This is a genomic window from Blattabacterium sp. DPU, assembly GCF_011290385.1.
In the GTDB taxonomy this organism is placed as follows: Bacteria; Bacteroidota; Bacteroidia; order Flavobacteriales; family Blattabacteriaceae; genus Blattabacterium.
The window spans coordinates 545,417-565,802 of record NZ_CP049785.1 but is presented as its reverse complement, the minus strand read 5'-3'; the positions used below and the strand labels follow the sequence as shown (position 1 = coordinate 565,802).

Below are 20,386 nucleotides of genomic sequence, written 5' to 3'. Positions count from 1 at the left end.
AATAAATTAATTATATGTTGTATTATAGTTTGAAAAATCATAAGAATTTAGTTTCTTTTGAAGATGCTGTTTTAACAGGTTTATCGCCTGATGGAGGATTATATATGCCTAAATGTATTCCTAAATTAAAACCTAAATTTATTAAAAAACTTCCAACTTATGATATTCATACAATTGCCATGTCTATTATCAAACCCTATATTGGAAAAAACATTCCCGAAAAATTTATTGATAATATTATTCATGATACTTTGAATTTTTCTTTCCCTTTAAAAAAAGTACATAATAATATTCATGTATTAGAACTTTTTCATGGTCCGACTTTGGCTTTTAAAGATGTGGGAGCTAAGTTTATGGCAGGATGCTTAAGTTTTTTTTCTGAAAAATTAGAAAAAAATGTTACAGTTTTAGTCGCTACTTCAGGAGACACCGGAGGTGCTGTTGCTAAAGGATTTCATAAAAAACCTGGAATAGAAGTCATTATTTTATATCCATATAATGGAGTCAGTTCTTTACAAGAAGAACAAATTACTTCATTAGGAGCTAATATATTAGCTGTAGAAATACATGGTAATTTTGATGATTGTCAGAAAATGGTTAAAAAAGCTTTTTTAGATAAAGAAATAAATAAAAAATATACATTAACTTCTGCTAATTCTATCAATGTAGGAAGATGGCTCCCTCAAATGTTTTATTATTTTGTAGCTTATAAACAAATAATAGTAAAAGATCCAATAGAATTAATTTTTTCAGTTCCAAGTGGAAATTTTGGGAATATTTGCGCAGGGATGATGGCTGAAAAAATGGGATTACCCATAAAATTTTTTATTGCATCTACAAATATTAATGATACGATCCCTAGATTTTTAAGAAATGAAAAATACCATCCCCTTCCGGTAAAAAAAACTATATCAAATGCTATGGATATTTCTGATCCAAGTAATTTTTCTAGAATTTGGCATTTATATAAAAAAAATATATTTCAATTAAGAAAAAAACTATTTTCCTATAAATTCACAGATGAAGAAACTTTATCCATTATAAAAAAGATATGGAAAAAATATAAATATATATTAGATCCACATGGAGCTATTGGTTATTTAGGTCTTAGACAATATTTACAAGAAATGAATAATACTTTAGAACCAGGTATTTTTTTAGAAACAGCTCATCCTATTAAATTTCTAGATAACATGCCACCTATTTTACAAAAAAAAATTGTTCCTACTAAGGAATTGGAAATTTTTTTAAAAAAGAAAAAGACTATACAAAAAATATCTTTATCTAAAGATTTCAATGTATTTAAGAGTTGGTTTTTAGAAAAAAAATGAATTTTAAAAGGCAACGTCCCCCTTAATATGAGGAAAGGGATTATAATCCTTTAATTCAAAATCTTCAAAACAAAATTGAAAAATATTCTTTACAGAAGAGTTAATAATTATTTTAGGAAGTGGTCTTGGAGTTCTTTCCATCTGTAATTTCACTTGTTTTATATGATTCATATAAATATGAGCATCTCCTATTGTATGAATAAATTCTTTTTCTTTTAAATTAAGAGTTTTAGCTAACATAGATAGTAATAAAGCATAAGAAGCTATATTAAATGGTAATCCAATAAAAATATCAGCACTTCTTTGATATAAAAGTAACGATAATTTTTTTTCACATACATAAAATTGAAACAATAAATGACAAGGAGGTAATGCCATATTTTGTATCATTCCTACATTCCAGGAAGAAACAATTAAACGTCTAGAATCAGGATTTGACTTAATTTCTTGTATAAGATTAACTATTTGATCAATAAAATGGCCATCGTAAGTAGGCCATTTTCTCCATTGAAATCCATATATTGGACCTAATTCTCCATTATCATCTGCCCACTTATTCCAAATATTAACTTTTTTCTTTATTAAGAATCGAACATTTGTATCTCCTTTTAAGAACCATAATAGTTCATAAATAATAGATCGTATATTTAATTTTTTAGTGGTCAAAAGAGGAAACCCTTTTTCTAAATCAAATCTCATTTGGTGTCCAAATAGACTTATTGTTCCTACGCCAGTACGATCTTTTCTTTTGATTCCATTTTTTAATACGTTTTTTAATAAATTTAAATATTGTTTCATAACTACAATATGTATTCATTTTTTTTAATATAAAAAGTATTTTTGTATAAAAATATAACTATGGATCAAAAGGTTCTCTTTTTTTCTACAAGACGGGGATTGAAATTATCAGAAAATATAGCTTATTATTATGGAAATTTTCTTGGAAAAGTAAAATTTTTAGAATTTAGTGATGGAGAATATACTCCTTGTTTTGAACAATCTGTTCGTGGAACGAAAGTATTTTTGATAGGGTCAACTTCTCCTCCAGTAGATAATTTAATGGAATTATTATTAATGTGCGATGCAGCTCGTAGAGCTTCTGCTTATAACATTACACTTGTGATTCCATATTTTGGATGGGCGAGGCAAGATCATAAAGATCAACCTAGAACTCCCATTGCCGCAAAACTTATAGCAAATTTAATAGTAGCTTCAGGAGCTACTAGAGTCATGACTATGGATTTACATGCGGATCAAATTCAAGGATTTTTTGATATACCAGTAGATCATTTATATGCATCTAGAATATTTATTGATTATGTAAAAAAATTAAATATAGATCAACTTACCTTTGCTTCTCCAGATATGGGAGGAGCTAAAAGAGCTAGAAGTTATGCAGGTTATTTAGGTACAGATGTTGTTATTTGTTATAAAGAAAGAAAAAAAGCAAATGAAATAGAATTCATGAATCTTATAGGAAATGTAAAAGGAAAGAATATCATACTTATAGATGATATGGTAGATACGGCTGGTACTTTAACAGAAGCGGCAAATTTAATCAAAAAACAAGGCGCCAAAAGTGTACGAGCTATAGCTACTCATCCTGTTTTATCAGGAAATTCATATGAAAAAATAGATCAATCTGCAATTGAAGAGTTGGTTGTTACAGATACGATTCCTATAAATAAAATGAAGCCCAATCAAAAAATTAAAATTTTATCTTGTGCTCCGCTTTTTGCAGAAGTTATGAAATCAGTACATAAAGACGAATCTATTAGTAATAAATTTGTAATTTAATAATATGAGATACGTAAATATATACGGTTATAAAAGAGATATTGGACGAAAAGCAGTTCGTTCTATTCGAATAAATGGAAAAATACCATGTATTTTGTATGGAAAAAATATAAATGTTCCATTTTCTGCTTCATTAGATAGTTTAAAAAAAATAATATACACTACAGAATCATATGGTATTATTCTTAATATAGAAGGATATGATCAGAAGATCAATGCCATTCGAAAAGAAATTCAATTTGATCCTGTTGATGAAAAAATATTACATGTAGATTTTTATAAAATTGATGAATTAAAACCTATTATATTAGAAATTCCTGTAAAATCTTTTGGTAGACCTATCGGAGTAGCAAAAGGAGGAGTATATCATTTTGCTATTAGAAAATTGAAAGTAAAAGCATATATAGATAATATGCCAGAATACATTAAATTAGATATTAATTCTTTAAATATAGGAGATAAAATAATAGTAGAAAACTTATCCAACGATCGATATACTATATTACATCCATCTCATACATTAATAGCAAGTGTAAAAAATTCCCGTATCATTAAAGGTTCTCAAGAAGAAGAAAATCAGGAAAAAAAAGAGGATAAAAAACAAAAAAAGGAATAATGTCTTTAGATTTTTATTTTATGAAAATCGCTTTGAAAGAGGCTTTTATTGCTTTTCATAAAAATGAAATTCCAATAGGTGCTGCAATAACATATCAAAATATGGTTATAGCAAAAGCTCATAATTTAACTGAAACTTTATGTGATATTACAGCACATGCAGAAATGTTAGTGATTCACTTAGCATCTAATTATTTTAAAAAAAAATATATCCAAAAATGTACTTTATATGTCACTCTAGAACCATGTGTTATGTGTGCAGGAGCTTTATTTTGGTCTCAAATAGGAAGAGTTGTTTGTGGAGCTTCTAATCCTTCCGAAAGAGGATTTTTATGTTCTGGCATTAAATTGCATCCTAAAACAGAATTTGTATCTGGAATAATGGAAAATCAATGTAAATCTCTTATACAAAAATTTTTCTGTAAAAAAAGAATTTATAAATCTAAAAAAATTTAGATAAATATTTTTTTTTTCTTTTTTTTTCTCATTTTAAAAATAATTGGAAAAGTAGTAATCAATACAATTAATAAAATAATCCATTCGAGATGATTTTTTAGTTCCGGAAAACTTTTATTTAAATAATGTCCCGATAACATAATAGAAAAAGTCCAAGCAAGTGCTCCAATAACATTATATATCATAAATTTTTTAAAATCTATGCGAATGGCTCCTGCTACAATAGGAGCAAAAGAACGAAACATGGGCAAAAAACGACTTATGATTAGAGCCGTTGTTTTATACTTATTATAAAATAATTTTGCTAAAATCAAATGTTTTTTTTTAAAAAAAAAGGAATCTTTTTTTTTATATAACAGGTTCCCAGATTTATATCCTAACCAGTATCCTTGCATGTTTCCAAGAATAGCTACACCTGCTACAATTAAAATAATTACAAAAAAAGGAACGTTATAAAAATTTTTACATAGATCTTTCCCAAAGATTCCAGCTGTAAATAATAGAGAATCTCCAGGTAAAAAAAAGCCAATAAAAAATCCTGTTTCCGCAAAAACAATAGCTAATAAAATAAAAAAAGCTGTATTTCCAAAATATAAAAATATCCATCTAGGATTAAAAAAATGCTGAAAAAAATCCCAAATATCTGACATTTTACAAACATGATGATGAAATTCAAAGTTAAATATTTCCATTAACTAAAAATATTTATATTCCTATTCATTCGAAAAAAACTAATATATTATTAATTATGGAATGTTTATTAAAATTCATTAGTATTATGGGATGGATTCCTAATATATTTTTTTTTGTAGTAGGTTTTATTTTTATCATTTTTTGGTTATATAAAATATTTTATTTTATTGATTAATAAAAAATTGGTTAATTTTGTTGTTAAACGAATGATAAACTCATGTACAAAAAAAGGGGAGATTATGTCCACTTTAATGAAAAAGCTTATAATGTATTGGAAAATTACTTACTACATCAAGTAGACTCCATAAAAAATATATTTATTTTAATAGATGATATTACCTACACACATTGTCTTCCCATTCTTTTTCAGAAAATAGATTTTTTAAAAAAATCTAATCTTATTCAGATTAAATCTGGAGAAAAAGAAAAAAATATTGACACATGTATTCAAATATGTAAAAGTCTAGAAAAATTTAAAGCAACTAGAAAAAGTTTAATTCTCAATTTAGGAGGAGGAGTTATAACTGATATTGGAGGTTTTGTCGCTTCCATCTTTAAACGAGGAATTCGTTTTATTAATATTCCTACTACTTTATTAGGCATGGTTGATGCTGCTATAGGATATAAAACAGGAGTGAATTTAGACTCTATAAAAAATGAAATAGGATCTTTTTATATTCCAGAATTTTTAATCATTGATACTCATTTTCTAAAAACTCTTCCCAATGAAGAAATTTTTTCTGGAATGGCAGAAATGTTAAAACATGGATTGATAGCTGATAAAAATTTTTGGAAACAAATGAATCAAATACAAAAAAATATCATTCAAGATGAAAATCAATGGACTCATTTAATTCAAAAATCTATTTTAATTAAACAAAAAATTGTAGATCAAGATCCTAAAGAAAAAGGATTAAGAAAAATCCTTAATTTTGGCCACACTATTGGACATGCTTTAGAAAGTTATTTCATGAATATTAACAAAATATTACATGGAGTTGCTGTAACTATGGGAATGATTTATGAATCATGGATTTCTTATAAAATTAATGGTTTATCTATATCTGATTACAAAGAAATTAAATATGCACTTTCTACATTATGTCCCATAAATAAGATTTCTGATTTAGAATTTCAAAAATTATTGTTAATTATGGAACATGACAAAAAAAATGAAAAAAATAAAATTCAATTTTCCTTATTAAAAGAAATAGGAAAATGTTCATATAATTGTTCAGTTCCGTATCCCTTAATTAAGGAAAGTTTTTTAAACTAAATGTTTTTTAATTAATATTTTCAAAAAAATGAATGAAAGTGAAGGAGAAAAATTAATTTCTATTAATATTGAAGATGAAATGAAATCATCTTATATAGATTATTCTATGTCTGTAATTGTATCTAGAGCTCTTCCTGATGTTAGAGATGGATTAAAACCTGTACACAGAAGAGTTCTTTATGGAATGTATCAACTAGGAATTATTTCTAATAGTTCTTATAAAAAATCTGCTCGCATTGTTGGAGAAGTGTTAGGAAAATATCATCCCCATGGAGATGTTTCTGTCTATGATACTATGGTTCGTATGGCTCAAAAATGGACATTACGTTATCCATTAATAGATGGACAGGGAAATTTTGGATCACTGGATGCAGATCCTCCTGCTGCTATGCGTTATACGGAAGTAAGAATGAAAAAAATATCTGAAGAAATGCTATTGGATATCAAAAAAGAAACAATAGATATGCAATTAAATTTTGATGATTCTTTAGAAGAACCTACAGTTTTACCCACACGAATTCCTAATCTTTTGATTAATGGATCTTCTGGTATTGCAGTTGGAATGGCAACTAATATCCCTCCTCATAATTTAAAAGAAACTATAAATGCTATTTGCGCATATATAGATCATAATGATTTATCTATAGAACAAATTATGAAATATATTAAAGCCCCTGATTTTCCTACAGGTGGTATTATTTACGGATACGATGGAGTTCAAAATGCTTTTCGTACCGGTAAAGGACGCATTGTTTTACGTGCGAAAGTACAATTTGAAGAAATTCATGGTAGACAATGTATTGTTGTAAATGAAATTCCTTATCAAGTCAATAAAGCGGATATGATTGCTAAAACAGTGGAATTGATAAAAGAAGGAAAAATGGAGGGAATTTATCAAATTCGTGACGAATCGGATAGAAATGGATTACGCATTGTATATATTTTGAAACAAAATACAAATCCTAATATATTATTAAATAAACTGTTTCAATATACTTCTTTACAAACTTATTTTAATGTAAACAATATAGCATTAGTTAATGGGAAACCTGTTCAGTTAAATATAAAAAATATGATTCAACATTTTGTTGATCATAGACATAATGTTATTATTCGTAGAACTAAATACGAACTTAAAAAGTATCATAATCGCGTTCATATTTTGTTAGGCTTTCTAAAAGTATTAGATTATTTAGATATTATGATTCAATTAATTCAAAAATCTAGAAATCATTATGACGCTTGTGATAGATTAATTCAAAAATTTAAAATATCAAAAAATCAATCTAAATCCATTTTAGACATGAGATTGCAAAATCTCACGTCTTTAGAAATCAAGAAACTTAAAAAAGAATATGATGAACTTGTGAAAAAAATAGAATTTTTGAAAAATGTTTTAGAGAAGCATTCCACAAGAACTAAAATTATTAAAGAAGAACTTTTAGAAATTCAAAAAAAGTATCAAGATATACGTAGAACACAAATTGATTATTCTGGAGATAAGGTCAACGTAGAAGATTTGATTGAAAACGAACAGGTTGTTCTCACAATTTCCCATGCTGGCTATATTAAAAGAACATCTCTATCAGAATATAAACGTCAAGGGAGAGGAGGAATCGGAAATAGAGGAGCTACTGCTAGAGAATCTGATTTTTTCAAACATTTACTTATTGCAACCAATCATCAATATCTACTTTTTTTTACAGAAAAAGGAAAATGTTTTTGGTTGAGAGTATATGAAATTCCAGAAGGATCTAAAATTTCTAAAGGTAGAGCTATACAAAATATTATTCGTATTCAACAAGATGATAAAGTCAATGCTTTCATATTAACAGGAGATCTAACTAATAAGAAATATGTTAAAGATTATTATGTGATGATGATTACGCAAAAAGGTATTATTAAAAAAACATCTTTAGAAAATTATTCTCGTCCTAGAAAAGATGGGATCAATGCTATTGTGATTCGGAAAGGAGATTCTTTATTGGAAGCTATTCTGACTATAGGAAATAGTCATGTTTTTATTGCAATAAAAAGTGGAAGAATTATTCGTTTTTTAGAAAATCAAGTTCGTTTAACTGGAAGAACTTCTTCGGGAGTTATAGGAATTAATATTAATGATAAAGATTTAGTTATTGGAATGATATGCGTAAATGTAGAAGAAAAAGAAAAAGGACATTTATTAGTAGTTTCTGAAAAAGGATTTGGAAAAAGATCCCATATAAAAGATTATCGCATTACCAATCGTGGTGGAAAAGGAATTAAAACAATAAATATAACTCAAAAAACAGGAAATTTGATTTCTATCAAATATGTAACGGATCAAGATGATTTAATGATTATTAAAAAATCAGGTATTATTATACGTATTCCTATATCGGATATAAGAGTAATGGGAAGAACAACTCAAGGAGTTAGATTAATTAATTTAAAAGATAACGATGCTATAGCTGATGTGGCAAAAGTTTATAAACCTATTATGGAATTTCATTAAAATCTCGTAATATATTCATACATTCTGCTATAGAAAAATCTTTCCTAATATTTTTTTCCCATTCTTTTTGTTCCTCTGATTCTTTTGCATTTGAAATGATTTTGTAAGAAGAATAAAATGATCGGAATCCATATGTATTCAAATAGTTCATTAATTTTTTAAAATATTTATTTCTTTTTTTTATTTCTAAATTTTCATAATAAAATTTTTCCCAGTTTAAAGGAACCTGTTTTTTGTTAGAAACTTTTTTTTCTAATGATTGGATTGTTTTATAAATCATAATGAAATTCCTATTTTTTTTCAACCGTTCTATGCTTTTGTGTTTTACTTTTTCTAAAAAAAAATTATTATAATAATAAGAAGAATGAAGAAAAGGAATAGGATCCGTATTATCCCATTTCATAGGATTAGTTTGATTTTTTTCCACAAATTTTAAATTTGTCATATTGTTTGTAATAACTATATCAGAATTTACTCCCTTTAATTGAGTTGAACTTCCATTAACACGATAAAATTTATTTATGGTAAATTTTAAGGATCCTAGTTTTTCATTATAAAATAAAAATCTATTTAATGGATAAATAGTTTGTATTGTTCCCTTTCCATATGTTTGAGTACTTCCAACTATAATTCCTCTTTTATAATCTTTTATAGCTGCAGCTAAAATTTCAGAAGCAGAAGCTGATAATTCATTCACAAGAACTACAAGAGGACCCGTCCATAGAATTTTATTTTTATGGCTTTCAAGTCTCTTTTTTTGTTTATTAGGTTTTCCTATCTGTAGGATAGGTTTTTTTCCTAAAAAAAAACCAGCAATTTCTATTACAGAATTTAAAGATCCTCCTCCATTATTTCTGATATCTATTAGAATTCCTTTTATATTTTCCTTTTTCAATTTTTGTATGATTTTTTTCATATCTTCAGCTGCATTTTTTCCATTTTTATTTTCAGGATTGAAATAAAATTCTGGTAAGTAGATCAATCCATATTTATCCTGATTTTTATCCAAAATTATAACACTTTTTGCAAAAATTTCTTTTTTTTCAATTATCTCTCTGGTGAGAATTACATCTTCTATAGATCCATTTTTTTTTTGAATAGTTAGTTTAACTTTACTTCCTTTTTTTCCTCTTATTAAACGAATCGAATTTTCTAATAACATTCCTACAATATTTTTAGATTCTGAATTAACGTTTTTTGCTACTCGTATGATTTTATCTCCTATTTCTATTTTTTTATTTTTCCATGCAGGTCCACCAATAATAAGTTTAATAACTGTTGGATATCCTTTATCATCTTCTAATTTGACACCAATTCCTTCTATTTGTCCAGATATATTTGAATCAAATATTTCTTTTTCTTTAGGAGAAAAATAATTAGTATGAGGGTCATATTGAGTAGTAATAGTATTAACATATGTAGAAAACCAATCGGATTTTTTTTTCATTTTTAATTTTCTAAAATATTCCCGAATATATTCTTCTACTTTTTTTCTTGATGTTTTCTCGTTATTAAAAAATGCATTTTTCCAAATTTTTTTTTGATTTTTGGAAGTGATTTTTTTTTGATTTTTGGAAGTGATTTTTTTTTGATTTTTGGAAGTGATTATTTCTAATAATGTCAAATATTTTAAATGTTTTCTCCATTTTTCGATCCATTCTTTTCTATTTTTTGAAAAAAATAATTTTTGTTCTTCCAACATATATATTTCTTTTTTATTAAAATCGAAAGGGGTTTTCAATATTTGAAGACACATAGATTCCGCTTCTTTTATTCTTTGAAAAAAACGTTCCATAACAATATTAAAAAAAGTAGTATCTCCATGAATCCAAAAATCGTCTATTTTTTCTTTATATAAAGAAAGTTCTTCCACATCCTTTTGAATAAAAAATCGTTTTTGATTATCTAGTTTTTCAAAATATTTTTGATATACTTTATTTGAAAAATCATTATCTATAGAAATAGGATTTGGATACAAAAAGTAAAGTGTTTTATATATTATTTTAAGTATTATACGATGTTTTTCCTGTTCTCCTAATGGGGTACAAAGGCTGAATGAAAAAATGAATAAAAAACCAATTATTATATATTTTATATTATTCAGCTTTTTTATTTTAAAATTCACAATAATGCATTGATTGAAAAATATTAGTAAAATTATATAAGTTTTTATAAAATGAATAAAAAACCAATTATTTTAGTTACAAATGATGATGGAATCATAGCTCCAGGTATTAGAGCACTTGTTCATTATATGAATTTATTAGGAGATGTGTATGTAGTGGCTCCAAATAAACCTCAATCTGGAGTGGGCCATGCAATAACAATGAATACAGTATTATTTTGTGATTCTGTAAAAATAGATAATGGACATCAAAAAGAATGGGAGTGTTCTGGTACTCCAGTAGATTGTGTTAAATTAGCAATTAGTGAGATACTTCCCCGTAAACCTGATATTTGTGTATCAGGAATTAATCATGGGTCAAACTCTTCTATTAATATTATGTATTCTGGAACTATTTCTGCAGTTATTGAAGCTAGTATAGAGGGAATTTCATCTGTAGGATTTTCTCTATCGGATTTTGATTGGAATGCAGATTTTGAACCATCCAAAAAATATGTATGTCAGATTGTTAAAAAAATTCTTTATAATCCTATTCCGGAAAAAATAATCACATTGAATGTTAATATTCCTAAATTAGGAAAAAAACAAATTAAAGGAATTAAAATATGTAGACAAGCAGAGTCTAAATGGATAGAAAGTTTTGATAAACGTTATAATCCTAGTGGAAAAACTTATTATTGGTTAGTCGGAGATTTTTTGAATTTGGATAAAAAGGAAGATACAGATGAATGGGCTTTAAAAAATGGATATGTATCTATTGTCCCTATTCAATTAGATATGACAAATTATACTATTTTAAATTTTTTAAAGTCTTGGAATTTTGTTGTATTATTTGTTTTATGTTTATTCTGAATTTGATAAAATATATGTCATCTTTTTTAGAAGGATCTTTAAATCCTAAAACAATTCAAGATTTTGTTGGACAATATGAAATATTGAATAATCTGAAGATTTTTATTCAGGCTGCTAAAAAAAGAAAAGAAGCTTTAGATCATATTTTATTTCATGGACCTCCAGGATTAGGAAAAACAACACTTGCTCATATTGTGGCTAATGAATTATGTGTGAATATTACTGTAACTTCTGGATCTGTTCTAGATAAACCTGGAGATTTAGCTGGACTATTAATTCATTTAAAAATGAATGATGTAATTTTTATTGATGAAATTCATCGTCTTTCTCCAGTTGTAGAGGAATATTTGTATTCAGCTATGGATAATTATAAAATAGACATTATCATAGATTCTGGATCTAATGCTAGATCTGTTAAAATAGATTTATCTCCTTTTACTTTAATAGGAGCAACTACAAGATCAGGTTTATTAACAGCTCCTATGCGTTCTAGATTTGGTATTAATTTTCGTCTTAATTATTATGAAAAAAAATTATTAAACAATATTGTCAATCGTAGTGCAAAATTGCTAAATATTCCAATAACAGAAAAAGCATCTTATGAAATAGCAAATAGAAGTCGTGGAACTCCACGTATTGCCAATGCTTTATTACGTAGAATCCGTGATTTTGCACAAATCAAAGGAAATGGAATCATTGATATCAATATATGTAATCTAGGGTTACAAGCTCTTAATGTAGATAAATATGGATTAGATGAAATGGATAATAGAATTCTTTCATATATTATAGATCATTTTAAAGGAGGCCCTGTGGGAATTAATACTATAGCAATAGCTGTTAGTGAAAATTCTGATACAATAGAAGAAGTTTATGAACCTTTTCTTATTCAAGAAGGATATTTAATTAGAACACCAAGAGGAAGAAAAGTAACGAAATTAGCTTATCATCATATTAAAAAAAATTTAAAAAAAAAATAGACTAAAATATCTTTTATTATATGTTCATAAGAATTAACTTTGTTAAAAGAATCAATATCAAAATGTACAATCATGCCTTCAAATGTTATTGTTGGTCTCCAATGGGGTGACGAGGGAAAAGGAAAAATTACAGACTTACTTGCTAAAAATTCGGATTATGTAATCCGTTATCAAGGAGGAAATAACTCAGGTCATTCTATTCATATTAAAAATCGTTATTTTATTCTTCATTTAGTTCCTTCTGGAGTTATTTATTCTGGAGTGAAATGTATTATCGGTCCTGGAGTGGTGGTTGATCCTAAATCTTTTATAAAAGAAATACAAAATCTAGAATCAATGGGAATGAATACATCTAATGTATTATTAGCAAAAAGAGCACACATCACTATGCCTTACCATCGTTTATTAGATCAGTATAAAGAAGAATCTTTAGGAAAAAAATCAATAGGAACAACACACAAAGGAATTGGTCCTACTTATGAAGATAAAATTGCTCGTATAGGGATTCGTGTTTTAGATTTATTGGATTTAGACATTTTTTATAAAAAATTAAAATACAATATTGATTTAAAAAATCAAATTTTTACAAAAATTTTTCAAAAAAAAACTCTTTCTTTTAAATCTATTTATGAAGAATATATAGAATATGCAAAAACTATTTCTGATCGAATAATAGACGGAGTTTATGAAATTCATAAAGCTTTTCATAATAAAAAAAAGATTCTATTTGAAGGAGCTCAAGCTATGTTATTAGATATAAATTATGGAACATATCCATATGTAACCACTTCTTCTACTTCTACAGGAGGAGTATGTACAGGATCTGGAATCCCTCCTCACTTTTTAAAAAATTTTATAGGAATATCAAAGGCATATTGTACTCGTGTAGGATTTGGTCCTTTTCCTACAGAAATAGAAAATGAAATTGGGGATGTAATTCGTCAAAAAGGAAATGAGTATGGAGCAACAACAAAACGCCCAAGACGATGCGGATGGTTAGATTTGATTGCTCTTAAATATTCTTGTATGATTAACGGAATTAATTATTTAGTTATTACAAAATTAGATGTTTTAAGTGAATTGAAAATTATTAAAGTGTGTGTAAAGTATAAATATAATAATGACATTATTCAATATTTTCCAGCAGATATAATAAAAAATGTAAAAGGAGTTTACATAGATTTTCCTGGATGGAAAAAAGATATATCTTCTATTCATAAATACGAAGATTTGCCAATAAATTGTCAAAAATACATAGGATTTATTGAAAATTTTCTGAATTTAGAAATTATATTAATTTCTGTGGGTTCTGAAAGAAATCAAAATATTATTAAAAATAAATCACTATTTTTAAAAATTTTTAATTAAAAAAATTTTCTTGTGAAAAAGTATAAAAATCCTTTAGTAGAACGATATAGTAGCAAAGAAATGTTATATAATTTTTCTCCAAAAAAAAAATTTATTTTGTGGAGAAAATTATGGTTATACTTAGCGGAAATTCAAAAAGAATTAGGATTAAATATTAGTAAAGAACAGATTCTTGATTTAAAAAATCATTTGTATGATATTGATTGGGATAGAGTTTCTTTTTATGAAAAAAAATTTAGACATGATGTCATGGCTCATTTATATGCTTTCGGGGAAAAAGCACCCATTGCTAGACCTATTATTCATTTGGGAGCTACGAGTGCATTTTTAGGAGACAATACAGATATTATTTTAATTCGTGATGGATTGGAAATTTTATTGAAAAAATTGATTAATGTAATTTTCCGTCTTAGAAATTTTACCCTAGAATATCATGATATTCCTACTTTAGCTTTTACTCATTATCAACCTGCTCAATTAATCACTGTAGGAAAACGTTCTGCTTTATGGTTACAAAGTTTACTTCTAGATTTAGAAGAGTTAGAATTTAGATTGAAAAATATTCATTTTAGAGGAGTAAAAGGAACTGTAGGTTCAGCAGATAGTTTTAAAAAATTATTTAATGGAGATTTACAAAAAGTAAAAAATTTAGAAAAAAAATTATCTAGTAAGTTTGGATTTCAAAATATTTTTCCTATAACAGGACAAACTTATGATAGAAAGGTAGATGCTCAAATATTAAATGTCTTATCCAATATATCTCAATCATCTCATAAATTTAGTAATGATTTACGATTGTTACAAAATTTAAAAGAAATGGAAGAACCTTTTGAAAAAGAACAAATTGGGTCTAGTGCAATGGCTTATAAACGGAATCCAATACAAAGTGAACGTATGGCTTCTTTAGCAAAATATGTTATTTCTTTATCTAATAGTTCAGCATTAGTTGCTGCAACTCAATGGTTGGAACGGACTTTAGATGATTCTGCAAATAGGAGGTTGGTCATTGGACAATCATTCTTAGCTGTAGATTCAATTTTAATGATTTGGAATAATATATTAGAAAATATTATAGTATATCCTAAAATTATCGATAAACATATAAAAGAAGAACTTCCTTTTTTAATTACTGAATATATTATTGTAGAATGTGTAAAAAATGGAGCAGATAGGCAAAAAATCCATGAAAGAATACGAGTCCATTCTATGGAAACAAATAATAAAATTAAATTAGAAGGAATGGAAAATGATTTTATTAAACGTATTTTACATGATAAAAAAATACCAATTCATGAAGAAAAAATGAATCAAATTCTAAATCCTAAAAATTTGACAGGATTTTCTTCAGATCAAACTTTAGAATTTATTGATACAATAGTTAATCCTATATTAAATCGTTTTCATCATCTAATTGATTCTGATATATCCAATATGGATAAAAAAATTTAAATAAATAATGAATTTCAGAATTTATATACAAAAAAAAAGTCCTTTTGATATTAATTCTAGAAAATTATACAATGAATTAAAAAATATGAATATTTCATTGTCTAATATAGTTATTTATTATATATATGATATATTTAATATAAATGAAAAACTTTTTTTGGAAAGTTTATCAAAAGTTTTTGTAGATCCTATTACAGATATTTTACATAGAAAAATACATTTGACCACTTCATGTATAGAATATTTTCCAGAAAGATATGAATCTAGAGCTTATGCAGCTGTACAATGCATAAAAGTTATAGATCCTAAATCGTTGGTATCCATAAAAGCTGGACAATTAATAAAATTAATTGGAATGAAAAAACAAGATGATTTTTATAAAATTAAAAAATTTTATACAAAATCATGTTTATATACAACTGGAAAAAATAAAAAAAATGACACCAAAATCATAGATAACTTTATAAATTTATCTGTTAATGAAATCATAAAAATCCATCGTAAGTGGAATTTTTCTATGGAAATTAATGATTTATTTTTTATTCAAAAATATTTTTATAAAGAAAAACGAAACCCGACACGAGCAGAATTACGGATATTTGATGTTTATTGGTCTGATCATTGTCGTCATACAACATTTTTTACTACATTGAAAGATATATCTTTTGATGGTTCATTAAAAAAAACATATCAAAATATTTTTAACAGATATTTAAAGGATAGAGATTCAGTAGGGAGATCAAAATCTCCTATTAATCTTATGGATTTATCCAATATTCCTTCTAAAATTCTTTATCAAAAGGGAAAATTAAGAAATTATGTTTCGTCATATGAACATAATGCATGTATGATGACCATAAATGTAGATTTCACTGAAAATAAAAAAAAAGAAAAATGGTATTTATTATTTAAAAATGAAACTCATAATCATCCTACTGAAATGAATCCTTTTATAGGAGCTTCTACTTGTATAGGAGGAGCTATTCGTGATCCTCTATCTGGTAGAGCATTTGTTTATCAGGGGATAAGATTAAGTGGAGCAGCTGATCCTATTCAATCAAAAATTATTAATGGTAAATTACCTCAACATCATATTTGTTTTGAATCAGCTCGTGGTTATAGTTCTTATGGAAATCAAGTAGGACTAGCAACAACTCATGTACAAGAAATTTATCATGAGGGATATAAAGCAAAAAGAATGGAGGTGGGAATGGTTGTTGGAGCTGTTCCTATTGATTTCATAAAGCAAGATAAACCAAAAAAAGGAGACATCATTTTATTAATTGGAGGATTAACAGGAAAAGAAGGAATAGGAGGAGCTACTGATTCCTCTAAAGAACAGAATTTAGATTTCAAAAATAATAATGTTCAAGCAAAAGGAGATCCTATCATAGAAAGAAAAATTCAAAGATTTTTTAGAAAAAAAGAGGTTATTTCTTTGATAAAAAAATGTAATGATTTTGGAGCAGGAGGAGCTTCCGTAGCTGTAGGTGAATTACACGATAGTTTAGTTCTTTATTTAGATAAAATACCAATTAAAAAAAATGCAAAAAACATAAAGGCTATAGAAATTGCTCTTTCTGAATCTCAAGAACGTATGGCTGTAATATTAGATCCTAAAAATGTTAAAAAATTTATTCATTTTTCTCGTGAAGAAAATATTATAGCTGTTCCTATTGGTGAAATCACGGATAATAAACGTATCATTTTTGATTATAAAGGAAAAAAAATTTTTAATGTAAAAAGTTCTTTTTTAAATACACGGGGATATCATAAAGAAAAATCTGTTCTCGTGAATTCCCCAATTTCAATTTCTCCTTTTAATAAATCAAAAAAAATCATTTTTAGTAAAGAAACATTTTTAAATACTCTTTCTAAATTAAATATAGCTTCTCAAAAAAGTTTAGTAGAGATGTTTGATAGTACTGTAGGAGGAACTACAGTTTTAATGCCTTTTGGAGGAAAATATCAAATGACTCCATCTGAAGGAAGTGCACAAAAAATTCCTGTTTTGATAGGAAATACAAATACAGTTAGTTTAGTTTCTTGGGGCTTTCATCCTGAAGTATCTACTTGGAGTCCTTTTCATGGAGGAGCTTATGCTATTGTAGAATGTATTTCTAAAATTGTTTCTATGGGAGGAAATTACAGGAATACTTATTTCAGCTTTCAAGAATATTATCAAAAATTGGGAAATAATCCAGAACATTGGGGAATCCCTTTTTCTGCTTTACTAGGAGCTTATCATGCTCAGATGTCGTTAGAATTAGCTTCTATAGGGGGAAAAGATTCTATGTCTGGAACGTATAAAAATTTGCATGTTCCACCTACATTGATTGTTTTTGGTGTATCTACAGGTTTTTGTTTTAATATTACATCTCCTGAATTTAAAAAAGTAGGAAATAAAATTTATTTGTATTATCACAATTCATTAGAAAATGAAATGCCAGATTTTGATTCTATCAAAAAAGCCTATGATCATATTTTTAAAGGAATTTGTTCTGGAAAAATTGTTTCGGTAAAAACAGTAAAAGATGGAGGAATTTCTGTTGCTATTGCGAAAATGTCTTTTGGAAATCGTTTAGGAGCAGTTATTGATTATAAAAATCATTTGCTTGAAACAAACATAGGTTCCTTAATTATAGAATCTACATCTGCCATTTCATATGATAATTTCATTCCAATAGGAGAAATCATTCCTTATGAATATTTAAATTTTAATGGAATCTGTATTGATATAGAAGAATCTATAAAAAATTGGTTAAAAACTTTTCCTTCTATTTTTTCCTTTCATGAATATGAAAAAAAAGAAAAAAGTAATGTAAAAAAAAATGTAAAAAAAGAAGAAAAATATAATTCTATCTCATGGAAATGTAAATTTAAAAAAAAAGGAAAACCTCGTGTATTTATTCCTATATTTCCTGGTACAAATAGTGAATTTGAATCAATTCGTGCATTTGAGAAAGAAGGATCTATAGTGAATACTTTAGTATTTAAAAATCTAGATAATAAAAATATTATAGAATCCATGTTTTTTTTTAAAAAAAATATAGAGTCTGCACAAATTTTTATGCTTTGTGGAGGTTTTAGTGCTGGAGATGAACCGGATGGATCTGCTAAGTTTATTGTATCTATATTACATAATCCATATATTCAAGATGCTATTAAATATTTTCTTGATCAAGATGGATTAATTTTAGGAATTTGTAATGGATTTCAAGGATTAATAAAATCTGGATTATTACCTGATGGTAAAATATGTTTAAGAAATCATAATTCTCCTACATTGACATTCAATAATACAAAAAAACATATATCCCAATGTGTTCATATCAAAGTAATTTCTGATCATTCTCCATGGTTAAATGGCATGAAAAATAAAATATATACTCTTCCTATATCTCACAGTGAAGGAAGATTTTATGCGAGTAAAAAAACAATAAATATTTTATTAGATAAAAATCAAATTGCTGCACAATATGTAGATTTGGAAGGAATTCCTAGTTTAGATAGATTATATAATCCTAATGGATCCATTGGAGCCGTTGAAGGGGTATTAAGTGAAGATGGCAAAATTTATGGAAGAATGACTCATCCAGAACGTTATGAACATGGATTATTAAAAAATATACCTAATGTTCATGAACATTCAATTTTCAAAAATGCTATACAATATTTTTTATAAAACTGTAAATAACTTATGAAATATGAAAGTGGCTATATTTTTTGGTAGTATTTCTGACAAATCAATTATGAAAATAACAGCGGAAGTACTCAAACAATTTAACATAAATTATAAGTCTTATGTAATTTCCGCACATAGATTACCAGATATTTTATCAAACATTATAAAAGAAATAGAATCTGAAGGTATAGATGTAATTATTGCAGGAGCTGGATTATCTGCTCATTTACCTGGATTTATTTCTTCTAAAACAATTATTCCTGTTATAGGAGTACCTATTCATTGCAATAATAATTATGGATCTTTAGGAGGAATAGATGCTCTTTTATCTATGATACAAATGCCGAAAGATGTTCCCGTTGCTACAGTTGGTATAAATAATTCCTATAATGCTGCTTTGTTAGCTATTCATATTTTATCCATAAAATATAAAGATATCAGAAAATTATTGCTAAAATTCAGAATGAAAAAAAAAGATAAATTAATAACTGAAATTAAGCAACGTTTATTACTATGAGCTGCATAATTAAAAAAAATCTTTTATTGGAAGGAAAGACTAAAAAAATATATACGACTAATAATCCTATAGAGGTATTAATTCATCATAAGGATGATATAACTGCTTTAAATGGATTGAAAAAAAAGTTATTGCAAGATAAAGGAATTTTAAATAATGAAATATCTACATTAATTTTTAAATTTTTAAATTCCTGTGGAATTAAAACCCATTTTATACGAAAAAAAAATAATAGAGAACAATTATGTCATAAAGTAGATATAATTCCTTTGGAATTTGTTGTTCGTAATATTGTTTCCGGAAGTATGTCTAAACGTTTAGGAGTTAGAGAAGGAATTGATTTATATAATCCTATTTTTGAAATATTTTATAAAAATGATCAATTAAAAGACCCCTTAATTAATGACCATCATGCAGTATTTCTGAAAATTATTTCTTATGAAGAATTAAATACCATTTATGGCATAATATCAAAAATTAACCATATTCTAAAAAAATACTTTTTAGATAAAAACATTATATTAGTAGATTTTAAAACAGAATTTGGAAGAAATCATAAAAACGAGATACTACTTTCTGACGAAATCAGTCCAGATACTTGTCGTTTTTGGGATAAAATAACAATGAAAAAACTGGATAAAGATTTATTTAGAATGGAAAAAAAAGAAAAAGAAGAAGTATTTGATATTTATATGGAGATATTAAAAAGGTTAAATGTAAGTTAATCCATAATGGGACAAAGATATTC

16 protein-coding genes are annotated in these 20,386 nt (G+C 26.3%); 13 read left to right on the top strand and 3 right to left on the bottom strand.

Features of this window, described 5'->3' with window-relative positions; genetic code table 11:
- Positions 1-14 precede the first annotated feature (14 nt).
- A complete protein-coding gene (gene thrC, locus G9C01_RS02765; protein WP_166266155.1) occupies positions 15-1,331 on the top strand; it encodes a threonine synthase in 1,317 nt (438 codons plus the stop codon).
- Between the two features lie 3 nt (positions 1,332-1,334).
- Here the strand turns inward: thrC and G9C01_RS02760 are convergent, their stop codons facing one another.
- Positions 1,335-2,129, bottom strand: a complete 795-nt coding sequence (locus tag G9C01_RS02760) for a thymidylate synthase (protein ID WP_166266152.1) — start codon at positions 2,127-2,129, stop codon at positions 1,335-1,337.
- Between the two features lie 60 nt (positions 2,130-2,189).
- On the opposite strand from G9C01_RS02760, the gene G9C01_RS02755 reads away from it, so the two are divergent.
- From G9C01_RS02755 to G9C01_RS02745, 3 genes are read left to right on the top strand one after another with little or no spacing between them, the layout of a single operon-like run.
- The gene (locus G9C01_RS02755) at positions 2,190-3,128 is read left to right on the top strand and encodes a ribose-phosphate diphosphokinase (protein ID WP_166266149.1); all 939 of its coding nucleotides are present in this window, start codon (positions 2,190-2,192) and stop codon (positions 3,126-3,128) included.
- Between the two features lie 4 nt (positions 3,129-3,132).
- Positions 3,133-3,744 (top strand): 50S ribosomal protein L25, encoded by a 612-nt coding sequence (locus G9C01_RS02750; RefSeq protein WP_166266145.1) that lies wholly within the window; start codon positions 3,133-3,135, stop codon positions 3,742-3,744.
- A gap of 20 nt (positions 3,745-3,764) precedes the next feature.
- A complete protein-coding gene (locus G9C01_RS02745; protein WP_371807693.1) occupies positions 3,765-4,199 on the top strand; it encodes a nucleoside deaminase in 435 nt (144 codons plus the stop codon).
- Here G9C01_RS02745 and G9C01_RS02740 read toward each other — a convergent pair.
- Entirely contained in the window at positions 4,196-4,849 is a 654-nt protein-coding gene (locus G9C01_RS02740) for a DedA family protein (RefSeq protein ID WP_166266139.1), read from the bottom strand. The genes G9C01_RS02745 and G9C01_RS02740 overlap by 4 nt on opposite strands.
- Before the next feature lie 260 nt (positions 4,850-5,109).
- Between G9C01_RS02740 and aroB the strand changes: the two genes are divergently transcribed.
- A complete protein-coding gene (aroB, locus tag G9C01_RS02735; RefSeq protein WP_166266136.1) occupies positions 5,110-6,168 on the top strand; it encodes a 3-dehydroquinate synthase in 1,059 nt (352 codons plus the stop codon).
- A 28-nt stretch (positions 6,169-6,196) separates the two neighbouring features.
- Positions 6,197-8,662 carry a DNA gyrase subunit A gene (gene gyrA, locus G9C01_RS02730; protein WP_166266133.1) on the top strand — a complete coding sequence of 822 codons (2,466 nt, stop codon included), beginning with the start codon at positions 6,197-6,199 and terminating at the stop codon, positions 8,660-8,662.
- On the opposite strand, the gene G9C01_RS02725 is transcribed toward gyrA, so the two are convergent.
- On the bottom strand, positions 8,646-10,787 hold the full coding sequence (locus G9C01_RS02725; RefSeq protein ID WP_166266130.1) for a carboxy terminal-processing peptidase: 2,142 nt from the start codon (positions 10,785-10,787) through the stop codon (positions 8,646-8,648). The genes gyrA and G9C01_RS02725 overlap by 17 nt on opposite strands.
- 51 nt (positions 10,788-10,838) lie before the next feature.
- Between G9C01_RS02725 and surE the strand changes: the two genes are divergently transcribed.
- The 7 genes from surE (at position 10,839) to purC (ending at position 20,363) form a co-directional block, all read left to right on the top strand.
- Positions 10,839-11,639, top strand: a complete 801-nt coding sequence (gene surE, locus G9C01_RS02720) for a 5'/3'-nucleotidase SurE (RefSeq protein WP_166266127.1) — start codon at positions 10,839-10,841, stop codon at positions 11,637-11,639.
- 14 nt (positions 11,640-11,653) lie between these two features.
- Positions 11,654-12,619: a Holliday junction branch migration DNA helicase RuvB gene (gene ruvB / locus G9C01_RS02715; RefSeq protein WP_166266124.1), complete on the top strand. Its 966-nt coding sequence runs from the start codon at positions 11,654-11,656 to the stop codon at positions 12,617-12,619.
- Between the two features lie 72 nt (positions 12,620-12,691).
- Positions 12,692-13,987 (top strand): adenylosuccinate synthase, encoded by a 1,296-nt coding sequence (locus G9C01_RS02710; RefSeq protein ID WP_166266451.1) that lies wholly within the window; start codon positions 12,692-12,694, stop codon positions 13,985-13,987.
- A 12-nt stretch (positions 13,988-13,999) separates the two neighbouring features.
- On the top strand, positions 14,000-15,436 hold the full coding sequence (gene purB, locus G9C01_RS02705; RefSeq protein WP_166266121.1) for an adenylosuccinate lyase: 1,437 nt from the start codon (positions 14,000-14,002) through the stop codon (positions 15,434-15,436).
- Positions 15,437-15,443: 7 nt separating this feature from the next.
- Complete coding sequence (locus tag G9C01_RS02700; protein ID WP_166266118.1) at positions 15,444-19,121, top strand: phosphoribosylformylglycinamidine synthase; 3,678 nt, start codon at positions 15,444-15,446, stop codon at positions 19,119-19,121.
- Between the two features lie 22 nt (positions 19,122-19,143).
- Positions 19,144-19,638 carry a 5-(carboxyamino)imidazole ribonucleotide mutase gene (purE, locus tag G9C01_RS02695; RefSeq protein WP_166266115.1) on the top strand — a complete coding sequence of 165 codons (495 nt, stop codon included), beginning with the start codon at positions 19,144-19,146 and terminating at the stop codon, positions 19,636-19,638.
- Complete coding sequence (purC, locus tag G9C01_RS02690; protein ID WP_166266112.1) at positions 19,635-20,363, top strand: phosphoribosylaminoimidazolesuccinocarboxamide synthase; 729 nt, start codon at positions 19,635-19,637, stop codon at positions 20,361-20,363. The genes purE and purC overlap by 4 nt, the downstream gene beginning before the upstream one ends.
- The last annotated feature ends 23 nt before the right edge of the window (positions 20,364-20,386 follow it).

Excerpts from the sequence above, each read along its gene's own strand:
- surE (WP_166266127.1), top strand. The coding sequence starts at position 10,839 with ATGAATAAAAAACCAATTATTTTAGTTACAAATGATGATGGAATCATA.
- gyrA (WP_166266133.1), top strand. The coding sequence starts at position 6,197 with ATGAATGAAAGTGAAGGAGAAAAATTAATTTCTATTAATATTGAAGAT.
- G9C01_RS02740 (WP_166266139.1), bottom strand. The coding sequence starts at position 4,849 with ATGTCAGATATTTGGGATTTTTTTCAGCATTTTTTTAATCCTAGATGG.
- thrC (WP_166266155.1), top strand. The coding sequence starts at position 15 with ATGTTGTATTATAGTTTGAAAAATCATAAGAATTTAGTTTCTTTTGAA.
- G9C01_RS02750 (WP_166266145.1), top strand. The coding sequence starts at position 3,133 with ATGAGATACGTAAATATATACGGTTATAAAAGAGATATTGGACGAAAA.
- purC (WP_166266112.1), top strand. The coding sequence starts at position 19,635 with ATGAGCTGCATAATTAAAAAAAATCTTTTATTGGAAGGAAAGACTAAA.
- G9C01_RS02755 (WP_166266149.1), top strand. The coding sequence starts at position 2,190 with ATGGATCAAAAGGTTCTCTTTTTTTCTACAAGACGGGGATTGAAATTA.
- G9C01_RS02760 (WP_166266152.1), bottom strand. The coding sequence starts at position 2,129 with ATGAAACAATATTTAAATTTATTAAAAAACGTATTAAAAAATGGAATC.
- ruvB (WP_166266124.1), top strand. The coding sequence starts at position 11,654 with ATGTCATCTTTTTTAGAAGGATCTTTAAATCCTAAAACAATTCAAGAT.
- G9C01_RS02700 (WP_166266118.1), top strand. The coding sequence starts at position 15,444 with ATGAATTTCAGAATTTATATACAAAAAAAAAGTCCTTTTGATATTAAT.
- G9C01_RS02745 (WP_371807693.1), top strand. The coding sequence starts at position 3,765 with ATGAAAATCGCTTTGAAAGAGGCTTTTATTGCTTTTCATAAAAATGAA.
- aroB (WP_166266136.1), top strand. The coding sequence starts at position 5,110 with ATGTACAAAAAAAGGGGAGATTATGTCCACTTTAATGAAAAAGCTTAT.
- G9C01_RS02710 (WP_166266451.1), top strand. The coding sequence starts at position 12,692 with ATGCCTTCAAATGTTATTGTTGGTCTCCAATGGGGTGACGAGGGAAAA.
- purE (WP_166266115.1), top strand. The coding sequence starts at position 19,144 with ATGAAAGTGGCTATATTTTTTGGTAGTATTTCTGACAAATCAATTATG.